The 14,148-nt window shown below is 69.1% G+C and carries 16 protein-coding genes; 1 reads left to right on the plus strand and 15 read right to left on the minus strand.

Features of this window, described 5'->3' with window-relative positions; genetic code table 11:
* Positions 1 to 9: 9 nt before the first annotated feature.
* From glmM to KBY19_RS15750, 4 genes are all read right to left on the minus strand, one after another.
* Complete coding sequence (gene glmM, locus KBY19_RS15735) at positions 10 to 1,386, minus strand: phosphoglucosamine mutase (RefSeq protein WP_210965987.1); 1,377 nt, start codon at positions 1,384 to 1,386, stop codon at positions 10 to 12.
* Positions 1,387 to 1,626: 240 nt separating this feature from the next.
* On the minus strand, positions 1,627 to 2,130 hold the full coding sequence (gene rpsI, locus KBY19_RS15740) for a 30S ribosomal protein S9 (protein ID WP_099883495.1): 504 nt from the start codon (positions 2,128 to 2,130) through the stop codon (positions 1,627 to 1,629).
* A gap of 42 nt (positions 2,131 to 2,172) precedes the next feature.
* Positions 2,173 to 2,616: a 50S ribosomal protein L13 gene (rplM, locus tag KBY19_RS15745; protein WP_099883494.1), complete on the minus strand. Its 444-nt coding sequence runs from the start codon at positions 2,614 to 2,616 to the stop codon at positions 2,173 to 2,175.
* A gap of 432 nt (positions 2,617 to 3,048) precedes the next feature.
* Positions 3,049 to 4,668 (minus strand): ABC-F family ATP-binding cassette domain-containing protein, encoded by a 1,620-nt coding sequence (locus tag KBY19_RS15750; protein WP_210965988.1) that lies wholly within the window; start codon positions 4,666 to 4,668, stop codon positions 3,049 to 3,051.
* Between the two features lie 66 nt (positions 4,669 to 4,734).
* Between KBY19_RS15750 and KBY19_RS15755 the strand changes: the two genes are divergently transcribed.
* Entirely contained in the window at positions 4,735 to 5,637 is a 903-nt protein-coding gene (locus tag KBY19_RS15755) for a hypothetical protein (RefSeq protein ID WP_185017901.1), read from the plus strand.
* Positions 5,638 to 5,652: 15 nt separating this feature from the next.
* Here KBY19_RS15755 and truA read toward each other — a convergent pair whose 3' ends face one another.
* The 11 genes from truA to secY all read right to left on the minus strand — a co-directional run bounded on the left by truA (position 5,653) and on the right by secY (position 14,121).
* A complete protein-coding gene (gene truA / locus KBY19_RS15760) occupies positions 5,653 to 6,525 on the minus strand; it encodes a tRNA pseudouridine(38-40) synthase TruA (protein WP_210965989.1) in 873 nt (290 codons plus the stop codon).
* A 96-nt stretch (positions 6,526 to 6,621) separates the two neighbouring features.
* Complete coding sequence (rplQ, locus tag KBY19_RS15765; RefSeq protein ID WP_099883491.1) at positions 6,622 to 7,119, minus strand: 50S ribosomal protein L17; 498 nt, start codon at positions 7,117 to 7,119, stop codon at positions 6,622 to 6,624.
* Between the two features lie 192 nt (positions 7,120 to 7,311).
* Entirely contained in the window at positions 7,312 to 8,334 is a 1,023-nt protein-coding gene (locus KBY19_RS15770) for a DNA-directed RNA polymerase subunit alpha (RefSeq protein WP_099883490.1), read from the minus strand.
* Between the two features lie 290 nt (positions 8,335 to 8,624).
* A complete protein-coding gene (gene rpsD / locus KBY19_RS15775; protein WP_185017899.1) occupies positions 8,625 to 9,251 on the minus strand; it encodes a 30S ribosomal protein S4 in 627 nt (208 codons plus the stop codon).
* Between the two features lie 25 nt (positions 9,252 to 9,276).
* Positions 9,277 to 9,681 (minus strand): 30S ribosomal protein S11, encoded by a 405-nt coding sequence (rpsK, locus tag KBY19_RS15780; RefSeq protein WP_016473404.1) that lies wholly within the window; start codon positions 9,679 to 9,681, stop codon positions 9,277 to 9,279.
* Between the two features lie 67 nt (positions 9,682 to 9,748).
* The gene (gene rpsM, locus KBY19_RS15785; RefSeq protein WP_099883489.1) at positions 9,749 to 10,129 is read right to left on the minus strand and encodes a 30S ribosomal protein S13; all 381 of its coding nucleotides are present in this window, start codon (positions 10,127 to 10,129) and stop codon (positions 9,749 to 9,751) included.
* A gap of 208 nt (positions 10,130 to 10,337) precedes the next feature.
* Entirely contained in the window at positions 10,338 to 10,451 is a 114-nt protein-coding gene (rpmJ, locus tag KBY19_RS15790) for a 50S ribosomal protein L36 (RefSeq protein ID WP_003956441.1), read from the minus strand.
* Between the two features lie 64 nt (positions 10,452 to 10,515).
* Positions 10,516 to 10,737, minus strand: a complete 222-nt coding sequence (gene infA / locus KBY19_RS15795) for a translation initiation factor IF-1 (RefSeq protein ID WP_003948620.1) — start codon at positions 10,735 to 10,737, stop codon at positions 10,516 to 10,518.
* A 168-nt stretch (positions 10,738 to 10,905) separates the two neighbouring features.
* Complete coding sequence (map, locus tag KBY19_RS15800; RefSeq protein ID WP_307843518.1) at positions 10,906 to 11,784, minus strand: type I methionyl aminopeptidase; 879 nt, start codon at positions 11,782 to 11,784, stop codon at positions 10,906 to 10,908.
* A 373-nt stretch (positions 11,785 to 12,157) separates the two neighbouring features.
* Positions 12,158 to 12,808: an adenylate kinase gene (locus tag KBY19_RS15805; protein WP_099883487.1), complete on the minus strand. Its 651-nt coding sequence runs from the start codon at positions 12,806 to 12,808 to the stop codon at positions 12,158 to 12,160.
* Positions 12,808 to 14,121, minus strand: coding sequence for a preprotein translocase subunit SecY (gene secY, locus KBY19_RS15810; RefSeq protein WP_099883486.1), 1,314 nt, complete (start codon positions 14,119 to 14,121; stop codon positions 12,808 to 12,810). Before secY ends, KBY19_RS15805 begins: the two co-directional genes overlap by 1 nt.
* Positions 14,122 to 14,148: the final 27 nt, after the last annotated feature.

Genomic DNA, 14,148 nt, shown 5'->3' on the forward strand with positions numbered 1-14,148 from the left:
GCGCGGGCGTCAGCCGCCCAGCGCGCGCTTGACCACATCGGCCAGCCGCCCCGCGACAGCCCGCGCGTGCTCGATGTCCGCGGCCTCCACCATCACCCGCACCAGCGGCTCGGTCCCGGAGGGCCGCAGCAGCACGCGCCCGGTCTCCCCCAGCTCCCGCTCCGCCTCCGCGACGGCGGAAACCAGCTCGGGGGCGGTTCCCACCCGCGTCTTGTCCACGTCCGGCACGTTCACCAGCACCTGCGGCAGCCGCTCCATCACCCCGGCCAGCTCCGCCAGCGGCTTGCCGGTGGCGGCGACCCGTGCGGCCAGCATCAGCCCGGTCAAGGTCCCGTCACCCGTCGTGGCGTGGTCGAGCACGATCACATGCCCGGACTGCTCCCCGCCGAGCGAGAACCCGCCGCGCTTCATCTCCTCCAGCACATAGCGGTCCCCGACCGCCGTCTGCACCAGTTCGAGCCCCGCCCCTTCCAGGGCCAGCTTGAAGCCGAGGTTGGACATCACCGTCGCGACGACGGTGTCCTTGCGCAGCTGCCCGGCCTCCTTCATCGCGAACGCGAGGACGGCGAGGATCTGGTCGCCGTCGACCTCGTGCCCGGCCGCGTCGACGGCCAGGCACCGGTCGGCGTCGCCGTCGTGCGCGACGCCGAGGTCCGCGCCGTGCCGTACGACGGCGTCCCGCAGCCCGGCGAGGTGGGTGGAGCCGCAGTCGTCGTTGATGTTGAGGCCGTCGGGGTCGGTCCCGATGGTGATCACGTCGGCACCGGCGCGTGCGAACGCCTCGGGCGAGACGCGGGCCGCGGCGCCGTGCGCCCCGTCGATGACGACCTTCAGCCCGTCGAGCCGGTTGGGCAGCACGCCGACCAGGTGGGCGACGTAGTTGTCGAAGCCCTCGTCGTAGTCCTTGACCCGGCCGACCCCGGCCCCGGTGGGCCGTGCCCACGGCTCACCGGCGGCGTGCTCGCGGTGGAGGGCCTCGATACGGTCCTCCAGCTCGTCGGCGAGCTTGTGGCCGCCGCGTGCGAAGAACTTGATGCCGTTGTCCGGCATGGGGTTGTGGCTGGCCGACAGCATCACACCCAGGTCGGCACCGAGCGAGCCGGTCAGATAGGCGACGGCGGGTGTCGGGAGCACGCCCACCCGCAGCACATCGACCCCTGCGCTGGCCAGCCCGGCCACGACGGCGGCCTCCAGGAACTCGCCGGAGGCCCGCGGATCCCGCCCGACGACCGCGACCGGCCGGGAGCCTTCCCGGGCCGCCTCGGCGCCCGTCCGCGCTTCGGTGAGCACATGTGCCGCCGCGACGGACAGCCCGAGCGCCAGCTCGGCCGTCAGCCCCTCATTGGCGACGCCACGTACGCCGTCGGTACCGAAGAGTCGTGCCACAGTCGTTCCTCCGAGTTCTGGGGGCGTTCTCCGGGGATTCACCGGGCGGGCCCGGGTGGGCCCGGCACACCAGGTATACGCCCCGATGTCAGCGTGACGGCGCGTGCGCCACCGTCACAAGACCGGGTGTCGGGCCGCACGCCGCACGGCGGGCCCGAACGACCGATGCCCCGCCGGCACCGAGGTGAGGTGCCGACGGGGCATCCGGACTGCAGTCTTTCCGCTCCAGCGAGCGCCGGGTCAGCGCTTGCTGTACTGCGTGCCCTTGCGGGCCTTCTTGAGACCGGCCTTCTTGCGCTCGACCGCACGGGCGTCACGCGTGAGGAACCCGGCCTTCTTGAGCGGGCCGCGGTTGTTGTCCACGTCCGCCTCGTTCAGCGCACGGGCCACACCGAGGCGCAGGGCGCCCGCCTGGCCCGAGATGCCGCCGCCGGAGATACGGGCGACCACGTCGTAGCGGTCGTCCAGCTCCAGGACCTTGAACGGCTCGTTGACTTCCTGCTGGTGCACCTTGTTCGGGAAGTAACCCTCAAGGGTGCGACCGTTGATCTTCCACTGACCGGAGCCCGGGATGATCCGGACACGGGCGATGGCGTTCTTGCGGCGACCGGTGCCGGCGGCCGGCTGCGGGTCGCCGAAACGGGAGGCGAGGGACTCGGAGGTGTACTCCTCCGGGGCCTCGGGGGTCTCGGTCGTGTACTCCTCGACGCCCTCGACAGGGGTCTCAGCGGTGGTCTCGGCCACGATTCTCCTCAGCTTCTCTTCAGTCGTAGGGGGTGGCCGGACTTACTGCGCGACCTGGCTGATCTCGAACGGCACGGGCTGCTGCGCACCGTGAGGGTGCTGGTCGCCCGCGTAGACCTTCAGCTTCGAGAGCATCTGACGGCCCAGGGAGTTCTTGGGGAGCATGCCCTTGACGGCCTTCTCGACGGCCTTCTCCGGGTTCTTGTCCAGCAGCTCGTCGTAGCGGACGGAACGCAGACCACCCGGGTAACCGGAGTGGCGGTACGCCATCTTCTGGGTCCGCTTGTTGCCCGAGAGGTGCACCTTGTCGGCGTTGATGATGATGACGAAGTCACCGGTGTCGACGTGAGGCGCGTACACGGGCTTGTGCTTACCCCGCAGAAGGGTGGCGGCCTGGGAGGCCAGACGGCCGAGGACGACGTCCTGGGCGTCGATGACGTGCCACTGGCGCTGAATGTCGCCAGGCTTGGGGCTGTACGTACGCACGGTCGTAGCCTTCGCTTCTTCAGTGATTGGGTCCTGACAGGGCCAACCAGGCAGATCACGACAGGCAAGATCGCATGCGGTGACGCATCCGCATGCTGATCGCTGGTCATCGACCGGTAGGCCGGTGTATAGCCCCCCACGTGAGAACAGGCAAGCCAATACACACAACGAACCAGCACGATACCGGCGCGCACCACCCACGGTCAAAACGGGAGGCGACCCCCGCACCCCCGCTCCCGGTACACACCGGCGGCGGGAGCGGGAGCTCCGACAGCCTCGCCCCCGTTCGTCGGGCCGACTGAAGGAGCTGTCTGCGGGTGGCGTGGTCTCGACTCACGCTGGTCATCGCGCGGTGTCCTGTCGGCCGGGGCCGGGGCCGGGGCCGGGGCTTCTTCCACTGCAAGCGGCGGAGTGGCCCTCACCTGGAGACCCTCACCGCGCCCGCGCCACCCGGCCCTCGTCCCACACCGGCTCTGCCACCTCGCGGACCCGCCCGTCGGCGCCGAACACCACGAAGCGATCGAAGGCACGGGCGAACCAGCGGTCGTGCGTCACCGCCATCACCGTCCCCTCGAACCGCTCCAGCCCCTCCTGCAAGGCCTCGGCCGACTCAAGGTCCAGGTTGTCCGTCGGCTCGTCCAGCAGCAGCGCGGTCGCCCCCGCCAGCTCCAGCAGCAGGATCTGGAAGCGGGCCTGCTGGCCGCCGGAGAGGCGGCCGAAGGGGAGCTGGGCCTGCCGGGTCAGCTCGTAGCGCCGCAGCGCCGACATCGCGGCGCCGCGGTCGTGGGCGTGCTCCTTCCAGAGGATGTCCAGAAGGGTGCGGCCCTCCAGCTCGGGGTGGGAGTGGGTCTGCGCGAAATGGCCGGGCACCACGCGGGCACCCAGCTTCCAGTGCCCCGTGTGGGCGACCTCGCCGCCCGCCAGCAGCCGCAGGAAGTGGGACTTGCCGGAGCCGTTGGAGCCCAGCACCGCGACCCGCTCGCCGTAGAAGACCTCCAGGTCGAACGGGCGCATCAGCCCCGTCAGCTCCAGCCCCTCGCAGGTGACCGCGCGTACCCCCGTACGGCCGCCGCGCAGCCGCATCCGGATGTCCTGCTCGCGCGGCGGCTCCAGCGGCGGGCCGGCCTCCTCGAACTTCTGCAGCCGGGTGCGGGCCGCCTGCAGCCGGGAGGCCATGTCGGAGTTGAACGCGGCCTTCTGCTTGTACATGACGACCAGCCGTTTGAGCTTCGCGTGCTCCTCGTCCCAGCGCCGCCGCAGCTCCTCGAACCGCGCGAACCGCTCCTTGCGCGCCTCGTGGTACGTCGCGAAGCCGCCCCCGTGCACCCATACGTCGCTGCCCGCGGCCCCCGGCTCCACACTGATGATGCGGTCCGCCGCGCGCGCCAGCAGTTCACGGTCGTGGGAGATGAACAGCACCGTCTTGGCCGTCTCGCGCAGCCGCTCCTCCAGCCACCGCTTGCCGGGGACGTCCAGATAGTTGTCGGGTTCGTCCAGCAGCAGCACCTCGTCGCTGCCGCGCAGCAGCGACTCCAGTACGAGCCGCTTCTGCTCACCCCCGGACAGGGTGCGCACCTGCCGCCACTGGGCCTTCTCGTAGGGGACGCCCAGCGCGGCGGTCGTGCACATGTCCCACAGCGTCTCCGCCTCGTACCCGCGCGCCTCGGCCCAGTCGGCGAGCGCCTGCGCGTACCGCAGTTGCGAGGCCTCGTCGTCGACGGTCATCACCGCGTACTCGGCCTCGTCCACGGCCTGCGCGGCAGCCCGGATGCGGGGGTGTGCCACCGAGACCAGCAGGTCACGCACCGTGCTCTCGTCCCGCACGCTCCCTACGAACTGCGGCATCACCCCCAGCCCGCCGCTGACCGTGACCGTCCCGCCGTCCGGTTTCAGCTCCCCCGCGATCAGCCGCAACAGCGTCGTCTTGCCCGCCCCGTTCGCTCCCACCAGCACCACCGAGGCGCCCTCGCCCACCCGCAGCGACGCGTCGTCGAAGAGCGCTCGTCCGTCGGGCAGGTAATAGGCAAGATGCGCCACCTCGACATGTCCCATGGCCGCAATCATCACGTTCTGACCACGCCCGAACCAAGCGAATATCGCGCGCAATAAGATGCGTCCATGAGCTTTGGGCAGGGGGGACCCGGGTGGGGTTCCCAAGGCGGACCCGACTGGAACTCCGGTGGCGACCCCGGCGGCTCGGCACCCGACTGGGCGGCGCTCGCGGAACAGGCCGAACGCGGCCGCGCCCGGCGCCGCCGTTGGCTGATGGCGGGCGGCGGAGCGCTGGCGACCGCCGCCGTCGCGGGCATCGTCGCGGTGGCCGTCGTCAACGAGGACGGCTCGCAGGGCGCCTCCGACAAGCCCTCCGAGTCCCTGCCCGCCGAGGAGGACGTGCCCTCCTCCGACGATCCGAAGCCGACCTTCAAGGACCAGCCGCCGCCCCCGCCGCCGCCCAGGGACTTCATCTCCGACGTCAAGCGGGACAAGGCGCCGCTCAGCGCCAAGACGCTGTATCCGACCCAGCGTGTCACCATCAACGGCCGGTCCTACAAGCTCACCAAGACGGCCACCAGCAAGAACTGCGCCGAGGCCGCCCATGCGGGCCTGGGCCCGGTGCTGACCCGCAACAACTGCACCGCCCTCTACCGCGCCACCTACACCAACAAGGGCCTCGCCGTCACCGTCGGCATCGCCGCCTTCAAGGACGCCAAGACCGCCGAGAAGGTCAAGAAGGAGTACCAGCCCAACCTGGTCGCGCTCCCCGGCGGCGGCGTCCCCGACTTCTGCCGCACGGTCACCTGCCGCACCACGGCCAACTCACTCGGCCGCTACGCCTACTTCACCATCGCCGGCCGCACCAACGGCCAACCCTCCGACGCAAACGACACAAAGGCCCAGCAGGCCGCCCTCGACGGCTCCAACTACGCCTACGCCCGGGTCCTCAAGCGCGGCAAGGACCAGTCGGAGGCGGCCGCGAAGTCCCCGGAGGGCGGTTCCCCGAAGGCCGGCCAGGACGGCTGAGCGGGGACCGTTCGCTCAGCAGCAGCCCGCGTCTGCGCCGCCGCCCGACGGCAGGGTCGGCAGCGTTCGCTTGTTGCGGGAGGCCCGCTTGCGGGCCTCCAGTTCGGAGTCCGCGGGGTAGGCGACCTCTTCCAGGGTGAGACCGTGCGGGCGTACGACATGCACGGCCGAGTCCCGTACGCCCGCCGCGAGCACCTTGGCGGGCCACTCGGCGGGGCGGTGGCCGTCGCCGACGAAGAGCATGGCGCCCACCAGGGAGCGGACCATGTTGTGGCAGAACGCGTCCGCCTGCACCGTCGCCTCCAGCACGCCGTCCGGGCGGCGCACCCACTCCAGCCGCTGCAGCGTACGGATGGTCGTGGCGCCCTCGCGCTTCTTGCAGTACGCGGCGAAGTCGTGCTCCCCCAGCAGCCCCCGGGCCGCCTCGTTCATGGCGTCGAGGTCCAGCGGCCAGTTGTGCCACAGCACATGGCCGCGCAGCAGCGGATCGACGCCGCCCGGGTGGTCGGTCACGCGGTACGCGTAGCGGCGCCAGACCGCCGAGAAGCGCGCGTCGAAGTGCGGGGGCGCCTCGCTCAGCCGCCACACCCGCACGTCCATCGGCAACCGGCCCGCGAGGCGGCGCAGCAGATGCTCACCGTGCACGGCCCACACCCCGGCCGGCAGATCGACGTGCGCCACCTGGCCGCGCGCGTGCACCCCCGCGTCAGTACGCCCGGCGACGGTCAGCTCCGGCGTCACCTCCTGCCGCAGGACGACGCGCAGCGCGTCCTCGATCTCCTCCTGGACCGTCCGCTGCCCGCGCTGCCGCGCCCACCCGGAGAACTGCCGCCCGTCGTAGGCCAGGTCCAACCGAATCCGCACCACGTCACTCACGGTGTCACTCACCGTCCGATCCTCTCATTCCGCTCCGGCCCGTGAACGACGAGTGGGCCCGCCCCCACCAGGGGAACGGGCCCACCCGTACGTCAGCCGTCCGGGGTGTCAGGCGTCCTTGGACTCGCCCTCGGCCTCGGCGTCCGCCGACTCCTTCTTCAGGTCCGCGACGGCCTCGTCACCGGCGGCGTCCTTCGCGGAACGCTTGGTGGCGGCCTCGGCCTCGCCGACCGCCTCCTGCTGCACCGTCAGCGGCTCCACCAGCTCGATGACCGCCATCGGGGCGTTGTCGCCACGACGCGGGCCGATCTTGGTGATGCGGGTGTAGCCACCGGGACGGTTCTCGTAGCGGGGGCCGATCTCGGTGAAGAGCGTGTGGACGACGCTCTTGTCCAGGATCGTGCGCATGACCTGGCGACGGTTGTGAAGGTCGCCCTTCTTCGCCTTGGTGATCAGGCGCTCGGCGACCGGACGCAGGCGGCGGGCCTTCGCCTCGGTCGTCGTGATGCGGCCGTGCTCGAACAGCGCGGTCGCCAGGTTGCCCAGCATCGCCTTCTGGTGCGCGGCGCTGCCGCCCAGACGGGGACCCTTGGTGGGCTTCGGCATGGTGTCTCTCCTTCGTTGTCACTGCACCGGCCGTGTCAGGAACCGGCGGCAGTCCCGGCCGTATCAGGTACCGGGGATACGGACCCGCGCCCCGTCAGGGGCGCGGGGGGGGGTGCCCCGAAGGGGCGCGGGGAACTGCGCGACCAGCCACAGCCGACCCGCAGCTCCCCGACAGCAGTACGGGGCAGACGCTCAGTACTGCTCGGTCTCCACAAAACCCGCGTCCGCGTCGTCGTCGGCGCCGAAGGCGTCCGCGGCGGCGGTCGGGTCGAATCCGGGCGGGCTGTCCTTGAGGGCCAGGCCCATACCGGCCAGCTTCGCCTTGACCTCGTCGATGGACTTCGCACCGAAGTTACGGATGTCCAGCAGGTCAGCCTCGGAGCGGGCCACGAGCTCGCCCACCGAGTGGATGCCCTCGCGCTTGAGGCAGTTGTAGGAGCGGACCGTCAGCTCCAGCTCCTCGATCGGCAGCGCCAGGTCGGCCGCGAGCGCGGCGTCCGTCGGCGACGGGCCCATGTCGATGCCCTCGGCGTCGACGTTGAGCTCGCGCGCCAGGCCGAACAGCTCGACCAGCGTCTTGCCCGCGGAGGCCATGGCGTCACGGGGGCGCATGGCCTGCTTGGTCTCGACGTCGACGATCAGCTTGTCGAAGTCGGTGCGCTGCTCGACACGGGTCGCCTCGACCTTGTAGGTGACCTTGAGGACCGGCGAGTAGATGGAGTCGACCGGAATCCGGCCGATCTCCTGGCCCACCTGCTTGTTCTGCACGGCGGAGACGTAGCCGCGACCGCGCTCGACGGTCAGCTCCATCTCCAGCTTGCCCTTGCCGTTCAGGGTGGCCAGGATCAGGTCCGGGTTGTGCACCTCGACACCGGCCGGCGGAGCGATGTCCGCGGCGGTGACCAGGCCCGGCCCCTGCTTGCGCAGGTACATCACGACCGGCTCGTCGTGCTCGGAGGAGACGACGAGGGACTTGATGTTGAGGATCAGGTCGGTGACGTCCTCCTTGACGCCCGGCACGGTCGAGAACTCGTGCAGGACACCGTCGATCCGGATGCTGGTCACAGCAGCGCCGGGGATCGAGGAGAGGAGCGTACGACGCAGGGAGTTACCGAGGGTGTAGCCGAACCCCGGCTCCAGCGGTTCGATCACGAACCGGGAGCGGAACTCGTCGACGACCTCTTCGGTCAGGGAAGGACGCTGAGCGATCAGCATGAGATGTTTTCCTCCAGATTTCGGCAACCGCTATTTGATGCCGGTACTGCAAGGGTACGGGCGGCCCGGCCGAAACACAGCCGAGACCGCCCCGTACCCCTCTTGAGCACGCACTCGATCACTTCGAGTACAGCCCGACGATCAGCCACCTCGATTACTTCGAGTACAGCTCGACGATCAACTGCTCCTGCACCTGGGTGTCGATGCTGCCCACCCCCGGGGAATCATCCCCGGGCCCCAAGCCGCACACACAGCACGGCCGCAGGCCAGGCACCGGAGCAAGAGCCGGACTACTTCGAGTACAGCTCGACGATCAGCTGCTCCTGCACCTGGGTGTCGATCACCTGGCGCTCGGGCATCGAGTGGACGAGAATCCGCATCTTCGACGGGATGGCCTCCAGCCAGGCCGGGACCGTCTTGTCGCCGGCCTCCGCAGCTGCCACCTGGAAGGGGGTCAGGTTACGGGAGCCCTCGCGGACCTCGACGATGTCGTTGACGGACACCCGCGCCGAGGGGATGTCGGTCTTGCGACCGTTCAGCGCGATGTGGCCGTGCTTGACCAGCTGACGTGCGTGGTCACGGGACTTGGCGAAGCCGGCCCGGTACACGACGTTGTCCAGACGGGTCTCCAGAATGCGCAGCAGGTTTTCACCCGTCTTGCCCTGCTGGCGGTTGGCCTCGTTGAAGTACCCGCGGAACTGCTTCTCCAGCACGCCGTAGATACGGGCGGCCTTCTGCTTCTCGCGCTTCTGCAGCAGGTACTCGGAGTCCTTGGTGCGCCCGCGCCCGTGCTCACCCGGGGGGTAAGGACGGATCTCGATCGGGCACTTCGCGCTCTCGCACTTAGCTCCCTTGAGGAAGAGCTTCTGCTTCTCCCGACGGCAACGCTTGCAGTCGGCCCCGGTGTAACGCGCCATGTGTGGTGATCTCCTACTTCAGTTCTCAGACCCGGCGACGCTTCGGCGGGCGGCAGCCGTTGTGCGGGGTGGGGGTGACGTCCTGGATGGACCCGACCTCGAGGCCGGTGGCCTGGAGGGAGCGGATCGCGGTCTCACGGCCGGAGCCGGGACCCTTGACGAAGACGTCCACCTTCCGCATGCCGTGCTCCTGCGCGCGGCGCGCCGCGTTCTCGGCGGCCATCTGCGCGGCGAACGGCGTCGACTTCCGCGAGCCCTTGAAGCCGACGTGGCCGGCGGAGGCCCAGGAGATCACATTGCCGGTGGGGTCGGTGATCGAAACGATGGTGTTGTTGAACGTGCTCTTGATGTGAGCGTGCCCGTGGGCGACGTTCTTCTTCTCCTTGCGGCGCACCTTCTTGGCGCCGGCCGTACGGCCCTTCGGAGGCATATAGAGATAACTCCCGTGAGGTGGTCGGTCCTACAACGCGGACCGCTTGCAGCGTGTCCGGTGCGGACTACTTCTTGCCCGGCTTCTTCTTGCCGGCGATGGCGCGACGCGGGCCCTTACGGGTGCGGGCGTTGGTCTTGGTGCGCTGGCCGTGGACCGGGAGACCGCGCCGGTGGCGCAGACCCTCGTAGCAGCCGATCTCCACCTTGCGGCGGATGTCGGCCTGGATCTCACGGCGGAGGTCACCCTCGACCCGAAGGTTGTTGTCCACGTACTCGCGGAGCTTGACCATCTCCTCCTCGCCCAGGTCCCGGACGCGGGTGTCCGGGTTGACCCCGGTCTCGCGCAGGGTCTGCTGGGCAAGGGTGCGGCCGATGCCGAAGACGTAGGTGAGGGCGACCTCGACGCGCTTCTCGCGCGGGAGGTCGACGCCAGCGAGGCGTGCCATGGATGTGGCTCCTGATGATTCCGTCGGAGGTCTGCAGCAGTGCCGATCCCTCCATGCCTTTCGACCGGGGGTATCCCCTGTTCGAAGAGCTTGAGGGAGGGTCCCCGGCCTCCGACCGGGGGTGTCGACACCGTCACCGGTGTCGGGCCCTGCTTATGTGACTGTTGCTCGCGTCGCGCGAAGGAACTGCGAAAGGCAGGTCGTTAAGTCAGCCCTGGCGCTGCTTGTGGCGCAGGTTGTCGCAAATGACCATGACCCGACCGTGGCGGCGGATCACTTTGCACTTGTCGCAGATCTTCTTGACGCTCGGCTTGACCTTCATGGTGTGAGGTTCTCCGGGTCTGGCCATCTCCCCACGGGAGCGGGAAGCGGCACGATCTGTCGATCTACTTGTAGCGGTAGACGATCCGTCCGCGCGTCAGGTCGTAGGGAGACAGCTCCACCACGACCCGGTCGTCGGGAAGGATACGGATGTAGTGCATCCGCATCTTGCCGCTGATGTGCGCGAGGACCTGGTGCCCGTTCTGGAGCTCAACCTTGAACATCGCGTTCGGGAGAGACTCGACGACGGTGCCCTCGATCTCGATGGCCCCTTGTTTTTTGGCCATGCTTGAGCGCTTCACCTTCCGGGATCGGCTACCTGGGAGGCCCGAGGCATAGGGGTACACCTGGGCCGACGAGCCAGTCTACGACACCGCTCCCCGAATAGACGAATCGGGGAGTCTCCCCGTTGCGCGACGGGGTTAATCCGCGGGGCTCGGGATCGAAGGACCGATTCAGCCCAGCGGGTCCGGGGCGGCCTCGATGCCGAGCTCGGCGAGCTTGGCGCGACCGCCGTCCCGTGCGGTCAGCACCAGCGGCCCCTGCTCGGTCAGTGCGACGGAGTGCTCCCAGTGGGAGGACCAGGTGCCGTCGTTCGTCTTGACCGTCCACTCGTCCGACAGAACGTGCGTACGAGGCGTCCCCAGGCTCACCATCGGCTCGATGGCCAGGCACATCCCCGGCACCAGCTTCGGGCCCTTGCCCCGCCGCCGCTCGACGTAGTTCAGCAGGTGGGGGTCCATGTGCATCTGGGAGCCGATGCCGTGGCCGCCGTAGTCCTCGATGATCCCGTACTTGCCGCCCGCCGGGCGCGGCTGCCGCCGGATGTAGCTCTCGATCGCCTTGGAGATGTCGACCAGCCGGTTGCCCTTGCGCATGGCGGCGATCCCGGCCCACATGGACTCCTGGGTCACCCGGCTGAGCTCCCGCAGCTCCGCCGAGTGGCCCTCGCCCACGAAGACTGTCAGCGCCGCGTCCCCGTGCCAGCCGTCGATGATGGCGCCGGCGTCGATGGAGAGCAGGTCACCGGCCTTGAGGACGGTGTCCTTGCTGGGGATGCCGTGCACCACGACGTCGTTGACCGACGTGCAGATGTTGCCGGGGAAGCCGCCGTACCCCAGAAAGTTCGGCTTCGCCCCGTGGTCGGCCAGCACCTTCGCCGCGACCTCGTCCAGGTCCTTGGTCGTGGCGCCCGGCACGGCGGCCTCGGCGCACGCCTCGTGCATGGCGGCGACGACAAGCCCCGCCTCGCGCATCTTCGCGATCTGCTCCGGGGTCTTGATCTCGACCCATGCCGACGTCCGCCTCTCCGCTGGCCGCTCGGGCCTCGCCACTGACTGGGTACCCCACCAGTCTGCCAGCCCCCGCGGCGGGCCCCGCCCCTGAGGGCCGCCCCTCTCCGGCCGGGCAGATCCCGATCAGGGGCTGCCCTGACCGCCGTCCGCGGCCTGCGGGCTGTGTGTGCGCCGTCTGCGGGCCGTGTGTGGCTGGTCGCGCTCACGCGGCGGAGCCGCATATCAGACACAGACCCGCGCCCCTGAGGGGCACCGCCCCTGGTATGCGAGGAGGGGCCGGGCTTCAGCCCGGCCCCTCCTGGAACCTTGTACGGCCGCCTGGGGGCGCCTCCCGTGCGGAGCATGGGGGGGAGGGCAGCCACCGCGCCACAGGGTCCGGCCGCATCAACGAGGGCCGCACCACCGCGTTCGGTCAGTCGCGCTCCAGGGCGCGCATCGCGCGCTCGGTGACCTCGCTGACCGCACCCAGCGCGGAGATGGTGGTCACGAGCCCCTGCGCCTTGTAGTGGTCGATGATCGGCTCGGTCTCGCTGTGGTAGACCTCCAGCCGCTTGCGCACGGTCTCCTCGCGGTCGTCCTCGCGCTGGTAGAGCTCGCCGCCGCACACGTCGCAGACGCCCTCGGTCTTGGCCGGGCTGTACTCGACGTGGAAGACGTGGCTGCTGTCGTTGCGGCAGATGCGCCGTCCGGCGATCCGCTTGACGACCTCGTTCTCGGGGACCTCCAGGTCGAGCACCGCGTCCAGCTTCTGGCCGGTCTCGTCCAGATAGCCGTCCAGCGCCTGGGCCTGGGCGATGTTCCGCGGGAAGCCGTCGAGCAGGAAGCCTGCCGCGGCGTCCGGCTCCTCCAGCCGGCTCTTGGCCATCCCGATGGTGACCTCGTCGGGTACCAGCTGGCCGGCCCGCATGTACTCCTGCGCCTTCTGCCCGAGCGGGGTGCCCTGGCTGATGTTGGCGCGGAACAGGTCGCCGGTGGCTACATGGGGGATCGCGAGGTTCTTGGCGAGGAACGCCGCCTGTGTTCCCTTGCCCGCACCAGGGGGCCCGACGAGGACGATACGCATCAGCGGAGGAACCCTTCGTAATGGCGCTGCTGAAGCTGGCTCTCGATCTGCTTCACGGTTTCGAGACCGACGCCCACGATGATCAGGATGCTCGTTCCGCCGAACGGGAAGTTCTGGTTGGCGTTGAACATGATCAGCGCGACGGTCGGCACCAGTGCGATCAGACCCAGGTACAGAGAGCCGGGCCACGTGATGCGGTTCAGCACGTAGCTCAGGTACTCCGCGGTGGGACGACCAGCCCGGATGCCCGGGATGAAGCCACCATACTTCTTCATGTTGTCAGCAACTTCTTCGGGGTTGAAGGAGATGGCGACGTAGAAGAACGCGAAGAAGACGATCAGCAGGAAATAGGTCGCAATGTAGAGAGGGTGATCCCCCTTCACGAAGTGCTCCTGAATCCACTGCGCCCAGCCTGCTTGGGAGCCACTGAACTGGACGATCAGGGCGGGAATGTAGAGCAGCGACGAGGCGAAGATGACGGGAATCACACCCGCCTGATTGACCTTGAGCGGAATGTAGGTCGAGGTTCCGCCGTAACTCCGTCGGCCGATCATCCGCTTCGCGTACTGCACCGGAATACGGCGCTGCGCCTGCTCGACGAAGACCACGAGGGCGACCATCGCCAGTCCGCAGAGGATGACGGCGCCGAACTCGATCCAGCCGTCCGCCAGCTTGCCCTGCTTCTTGATCGCCCACAGCGCGCCGGGGAAGCCGGCGGCGATGGAGACGAACATCAGGATCGACATGCCGTTGCCGATACCGCGGTCGGTGATCAGCTCACCCAGCCACATGATCAGACCGGTGCCCGCCGTCATGGTGATGACCATCACCATGGTGGCGAAGATCGACTGGTCCGGGATGATCTGGCTGGCGACGCTGCAGTTCTGGAAAAGGCTGCCGCTGCGCGCGGTGGCCACCAGGCCGGTCGCCTGGAGGATGGCGAGGGCGATGGTCAGATAGCGCGTGTACTGCGTGATCTTCGCCTGTCCTGCCTGCCCCTCCTTCTTCAGGGCTTCGAGGCGCGGAATGACCACGACCAGCAGCTGCAGGATGATGCTCGCCGTGATGTACGGCATGATCCCGAGCGCGAAGATGGTGATCTGCAGCAGCGCCCCGCCGCTGAACATGTTGACCAGGCCGAACAGGCCCTGCGCGCCCTTGGCCTCGTCCATACAGGCTTGGACGTTCTCGTAGCTGACGCCCGGCACGGGAACGTGCGCTCCGATACGGAAGAGCACCATGATGCCGAGCGTGAAGAGCAGCTTCTTGCGCAGGTCGGGCGTCTGGAACGCCCGGGCGAACGCGGTGAGCACGGTGCCTCCTGCGCCCCCCGCGATCTA

The organism is Streptomyces sp. B15 (genome assembly GCF_018070605.1).
GTDB classification, from domain to species: Bacteria; Actinomycetota; Actinomycetes; order Streptomycetales; family Streptomycetaceae; genus Streptomyces; species Streptomyces smyrnaeus.

Excerpts from the sequence above, each read along its gene's own strand:
- KBY19_RS15750 (WP_210965988.1), bottom strand. The coding sequence starts at position 4,668 with ATGGGACATGTCGAGGTGGCGCATCTTGCCTATTACCTGCCCGACGGA.
- KBY19_RS15755 (WP_185017901.1), top strand. The coding sequence starts at position 4,735 with ATGAGCTTTGGGCAGGGGGGACCCGGGTGGGGTTCCCAAGGCGGACCC.
- rplQ (WP_099883491.1), bottom strand. The coding sequence starts at position 7,119 with ATGCCGAAGCCCACCAAGGGTCCCCGTCTGGGCGGCAGCGCCGCGCAC.
- KBY19_RS15770 (WP_099883490.1), bottom strand. The coding sequence starts at position 8,334 with ATGCTGATCGCTCAGCGTCCTTCCCTGACCGAAGAGGTCGTCGACGAG.
- rpsD (WP_185017899.1), bottom strand. The coding sequence starts at position 9,251 with ATGGCGCGTTACACCGGGGCCGACTGCAAGCGTTGCCGTCGGGAGAAG.
- rpsK (WP_016473404.1), bottom strand. The coding sequence starts at position 9,681 with ATGCCTCCGAAGGGCCGTACGGCCGGCGCCAAGAAGGTGCGCCGCAAG.
- rpsM (WP_099883489.1), bottom strand. The coding sequence starts at position 10,129 with ATGGCACGCCTCGCTGGCGTCGACCTCCCGCGCGAGAAGCGCGTCGAG.
- rpmJ (WP_003956441.1), bottom strand. The coding sequence starts at position 10,451 with ATGAAGGTCAAGCCGAGCGTCAAGAAGATCTGCGACAAGTGCAAAGTG.
- infA (WP_003948620.1), bottom strand. The coding sequence starts at position 10,737 with ATGGCCAAAAAACAAGGGGCCATCGAGATCGAGGGCACCGTCGTCGAG.
- KBY19_RS15805 (WP_099883487.1), bottom strand. The coding sequence starts at position 12,808 with ATGCGTATCGTCCTCGTCGGGCCCCCTGGTGCGGGCAAGGGAACACAG.